The organism is Bacillus sp. JJ722, assembly GCF_036963345.1.
Classification (GTDB): domain Bacteria; phylum Bacillota; class Bacilli; order Bacillales; family DSM-1321; genus Bacillus_AD.
Genome location: NZ_JBALMO010000320.1, coordinates 1 through 5,098, shown reverse-complemented (window position 1 = coordinate 5,098; position 5,098 = coordinate 1). Strand labels below are relative to the sequence as shown.

At 36.5% G+C, this 5,098-nt stretch carries 6 protein-coding genes; 5 read left to right on the top strand and 1 reads right to left on the bottom strand.

Annotated features, from left to right (window positions below; all coding sequences use genetic code 11):
• The first annotated feature begins 31 nt into the window (after positions 1 to 31).
• The 5 genes from qoxA to V7014_RS25005 all read left to right on the top strand — a co-directional run bounded on the left by qoxA (position 32) and on the right by V7014_RS25005 (position 4,433).
• The gene (gene qoxA, locus V7014_RS25025; protein WP_438824977.1) at positions 32 to 895 is read left to right on the top strand and encodes a cytochrome aa3 quinol oxidase subunit II; all 864 of its coding nucleotides are present in this window, start codon (positions 32 to 34) and stop codon (positions 893 to 895) included.
• A 74-nt stretch (positions 896 to 969) separates the two neighbouring features.
• Complete coding sequence (qoxB, locus tag V7014_RS25020; RefSeq protein ID WP_335511473.1) at positions 970 to 2,910, top strand: cytochrome aa3 quinol oxidase subunit I; 1,941 nt, start codon at positions 970 to 972, stop codon at positions 2,908 to 2,910.
• Positions 2,911 to 2,913: 3 nt separating this feature from the next.
• The gene (gene qoxC, locus V7014_RS25015) at positions 2,914 to 3,510 is read left to right on the top strand and encodes a cytochrome aa3 quinol oxidase subunit III (protein WP_335511471.1); all 597 of its coding nucleotides are present in this window, start codon (positions 2,914 to 2,916) and stop codon (positions 3,508 to 3,510) included.
• Positions 3,511 to 3,512: 2 nt separating this feature from the next.
• Positions 3,513 to 3,797 (top strand): cytochrome aa3 quinol oxidase subunit IV, encoded by a 285-nt coding sequence (gene qoxD / locus V7014_RS25010; RefSeq protein WP_335511469.1) that lies wholly within the window; start codon positions 3,513 to 3,515, stop codon positions 3,795 to 3,797.
• A 144-nt stretch (positions 3,798 to 3,941) separates the two neighbouring features.
• A complete protein-coding gene (locus V7014_RS25005; protein ID WP_335511467.1) occupies positions 3,942 to 4,433 on the top strand; it encodes a hypothetical protein in 492 nt (163 codons plus the stop codon).
• Between the two features lie 105 nt (positions 4,434 to 4,538).
• Here V7014_RS25005 and V7014_RS25000 read toward each other — a convergent pair whose 3' ends face one another.
• A complete protein-coding gene (locus tag V7014_RS25000) occupies positions 4,539 to 5,069 on the bottom strand; it encodes a dihydrofolate reductase family protein (protein ID WP_335511466.1) in 531 nt (176 codons plus the stop codon).
• Between the last annotated feature and the right edge of the window lie 29 nt (positions 5,070 to 5,098).

Below are 5,098 nucleotides of genomic sequence, written 5' to 3'. Positions count from 1 at the left end.
AAAATATACTCTATTAACAGTCGTTTTAACTATTATCACTGTGTTAACAGGGTGCGATCCATTACTGGTTTTAGATCCTAAAGGCCCCCAAGCGGAAACACAAGCCAAGGATATTATGCTTTCAATCGGAATTATGTCCTTCATTGTGCTTGTCGTTTTCCTAATGCTCGCATATATGCTGTACAAATATCGTGCATCTAAACAACCCGAAGATTACGAACCACCTCATATGGAAGGAAACGTACTCGTTGAAGCAATTTGTGTAGGAATTCCTGTATTAATCATCGTATTCCTATCATTTGTTTCGGTTCAAAGTAACTATAAAGTAGAAGCTACACCAGCAGGATACGAAGATAAAGAACCACTTATTATTTACGCTTCAACATCAAACTGGAAATGGCACTTTAGTTATCCTGAAGAAAACATTGAAACAGTTAACTACTTGTATATTCCAACAGACCGTGCACTTGAATTTAAACTTTATTCATACGGACCAATCACTAGCTTCTGGATTCCACAACTTGGTGGTCAAAAATATGCAATGGCGGACATGGTTAACACTCTACACTTAGCCGCTGATGTACCAGGAGAATATATGGGACGAAATGCAAACTTTAGTGGTAAAGGTTTCGCTGAAAATACGTTCAATGTTAAAGCTATGCCGGAAGCTGAATTTAATGATTGGGTAAAAGAAGTAAAAGAAACTGCTGAACCTCTTACAGAAGAAAAATTTAATGAATTATTAGAACCTGGTCACGTGGGTCAATCTACTTTCACCGGCACTCATTTAACGTTCCTACCACCTCCAGAAGGTGAAAATGGTGGACACAATCATGGGTCAGAAAAGTCTGATGATCATTCAAAAGAGGAACATGCTGATTCTGAACATCAGTAAAATAACGGCAGTCGGTACACTTACCGCACATCTCAATTATTATAACGAGCAAGCCCGGAAGGAGTTACAAAACTATGGAATTCTTTGAACGTTTTGCTGTACCACATCCAAGTCCAGCAATTTATGCATCGATGGTTGCCATTGGACTTACTGTTCTCGGTATCATCTTTGCCTTAACATATTTTAAAAAATGGGGTTACCTATGGCGTGAATGGTTAACAACAGTTGACCATAAAAAAATCGGGATTATGTATTTAATCTCCGCATTGCTAATGCTATTCCGCGGTGGTGCTGACGCTATTATGATGCGTGCCCAACTAGCAGTACCTGAAAACACGTTGCTAGATGCACAACATTATAATGAAGTTTTCACTACACATGGTCTAGTTATGATTATCTTCATGGCTATGCCATTCATTATGGCCTTCATGAACTTCCTTGTTCCATTACAAATTGGAGCACGAGATGTAGCATTCCCTAGATTGAATGCAATTAGTTTCTGGTTATTCTTCTTTGGAGCGATGTTATTAAATATCTCTTTCGTTATCGGTGGATCTCCAGATGCAGGTTGGACTTCATATTTCCCACTTGCAGGTAATGAATTCAGTGAATCAGTAGGTACGAACTATTATATGTTTGCTCTACAAATTTCTGGTTTAGGTACATTAATTACAGGAATCAATTTCATCACTACTATATTGAAATTCAGAGCACCTGGTATGACATTAATGAAAATGCCAATGTTCACATGGGCTTCTTTAGTAACAAATGCTATTATCGTTTTTGCTTTCCCAGTATTAACGATAGCACTTCTTATGGGAACAATGGATCGATTATTTATGACGAACTTCTTTACTACAAATAATGGCGGTATGGATATGCTTTGGGCAAACTTCTTCTGGGTTTGGGGACATCCTGAAGTGTATATCTTAATTCTACCGGCATTCGGTATATACAGTGAAGTTATCTCAACCTTCTCACGCCGTAATCTATATGGTTATAAATCAATGGTTGGCTCAATGGTTATTATCTCCCTGATGTCATTCCTAGTTTGGACGCACCATTTCTTTACAATGGGTCAAGGGGCACTAACGAACAGTATCTTCTCGATTACAACAATGGCAATTGCTGTTCCAACAGGAGTGAAAATATTCAATTGGTTGTTCACGCTTTGGAAAGGTAAAATCGTTATTAAAACTCCAATGCTCTATTCAATGCTGTTCATTCCGATTTTTACAATCGGAGGAGTTACTGGGGTAATGCTTGGAATGTCAGCAGCTGACTACCAATATCACAATACAATGTTCTTAGTAGCGCACTTCCATATGGTTATTCTGCCAGGTGTTGTGTTCGCGATGCTTGCTGGTCTTCATTACTATTGGCCAAAAATGTTTGGTTACATGTTGAATGATAAACTTGGTAAAGCTGAAGCATGGATCATCTCAATGAGTACTCTATTAGCTTTCATGCCAATGTTCTTCTCTGGATTAGACGGTCAAGCTCGTCGTATGTACACATACTCTGAATCAACTGGATTTGGAATATACAATATGATTTCATTTGTCGGAGCAGTTGGACTTGCAATCGGTTTTGCGCTAATAGTCTATAACGTTTATTACAGCACGCGTTATGCATCAAGAGATATCAGTTCAGACCCTTGGGATGCACGCTCTCTTGAATGGGCAACTCAAAGTCCAGTACCTGAATATAACTTCGCTATTACACCACATGTTAACTCAACGGAAGCATTTTGGGATGCGAAGAAACATGGACATGAGCTATTCCCTGGTGAATATGAGAAAATTCATATGCCAAATAACAGTGGTGTACCATTTATTCTGGGCTGTATCTTCTTTGCGTGGGGATTCTCATTCGTATTCAGTATGTGGATTCCAGTAGTTATTACAACAATTGGAATATTTGCTTGTTTGGCACACCGTTCATTAGAACAAGATCACGGTCGTTACATCTCTGTTGATGAAATTAAAAAAACTGAAAAAGTGCGAGGTGCTTAAATAATGAAAATAGATAACTCGCTACCGCTTGAATATAGTACACAACAAAACCAAGCAAATATATTAGGGTTTTGGATTTTTCTTGGTGCCGAAATTATGCTTTTCGGAACATTGTTCGCAGGCTATTTCACATTGGTAGATCGTACCGGTAACGGTCCAACCGGAGCGGAGATCTTCCAAATAGCACCTGTTATACTTGAAACAGTCATATTGTTATCAAGTAGTTTTACGATTGGTTTAGCAATTCATGCTATGCGTCTAGGCAAACAGAAGGCTATGATGACTTTCTTTTGGATTACCCTTCTTCTTGGTCTAGCATTCCTAGGTATAGAAATTTATGAGTTTGCTCACTATTATAGTGTTGGAGCTGGATTAACAGTAAGTGGATTTACAGCGATCCTCTTAACAACATTAGGAACTCACGGAGCCCATGTTACATTTGGTTTATTTTGGGGAGTGTTCATCGTCCTTCAAATTAAAAAGCGTGGTTTAACTCCTGAAACAGCAAATAAATCGTTTATTTTCTCTCTATACTGGCATTTCTTAGACGTAGTTTGGATTTTCATCTTCAGCTTTATCTACTTGAAAGGAATGGTATAAACATGAGTGAATTATTCCCACGTAAACAAATAATGGGTTTTGTATTTTCACTAGTCCTTACGGCAGTGGCTCTTATGGTTTACTACTTAGACATGTCTTTCGAAGTAGCCATGACTGTTCTAGTAGTTACTGCATTCATACAAGCAGCTCTTCAATTGGTTGTATTTATGCATGCTGGTGAAACTGGAGATAAAGGATCTATTTATACGAACCTGTTCTATGCAGTATTTATAGGATTAGTTACTGTTTTCGGTACCCTACTTACAATGATTTGGGGTTATATTTAATAAAGTGCTGCCCATATTGGAATATGGGCAGCTTTTTTGTTTCATTCAATCACATCATACATATACTAATTGTTCACTAAAAGCATAAATCAATCTAACGTTGAGAAAAATATATGAGAAAACATATAAATAGGAGCTAAAACAATGAACAAATTATGTACCATTTGGCTACTTATTCTCATAATACAGTTATCAATAGTTGGAGAATCGAAAGCATTAACTTTGGATAAACTACCTACCAATCAAACCTCAAAACAATGGTCCGTGACTATTGGAGAAGCAGAAGAAGATGAAAATCTCGCAAAACCTATTACTGGAAAATTCCATACATATTCTTTAAAAATCGATAATATTGGAAAAGATGTCCTATCTGCTGAAGTTAATATGTTTAGAAATGAACCAAATTCTACAACCAAATACTCCTTATTTGGTTGTCCTGATGAACAAGAATGTGATAAGGGACATTTTGAAGAGTCGTTTCCTCTAGCGAAACAATTAAACGATGGGTTTCCCTATACATTTTCAAATTTCCTTCTTGCTGAAGAAGCAACTGAGTTAGAAATCGAAATTATTTGGACTGAAAATGGTAGCGAAGGTAGACATTTAAAAGAAAGATTTATATTCTCTTCCGAATAAAACACATACAAACATAGTCCTATTCGCTAAATGTAGGACTATTCTTATACTTACGCTTTTTTAATACGTTAAAAGACTGCATTTCTGCAGCCTTCGTTTTACACTTTACTTACGTGGTTTCACCTTATAATACAGTTGAATAAATTGTCCGAAACGCTTTGTATCCTCTAAAATTAAATCTATTTGTGGATTTTTTTCTGTAAATAACGGGATACCAGAACCCAATATATGAGGAGTAATAGTAATAATATACTCATCAATTAAGTTTTCTTTAATAAAGGCATCGAGAATACTTGCACCACCAACCATCCATATTTTCGAGCCTTCATGCTCTTTTAATTTTTTTGTAAACTGTACAACATCCTCATTTACAAAATCTACATATTCAGTTGAACCTTTTTCTGATGTAGTAAAAACATAGCATTTCTTATCAGGATACGGGAATGATTCTGTATGTTCTAATACATAGTCATATGTTCTCTTTCCCATAATTATTGTATCAATGGATTGATACATCTCATTATATCCATTGTCACCTTCTCCTTCTGTTTCAAGCAACCATTGCAAATCATCATCTTCTTTAGCGATAAAGCCATCTAAGCTTGCTGCAATGTATAATACAACTTCACGTGTCATAAGTAATCTCCTTTTATATTGATATTATC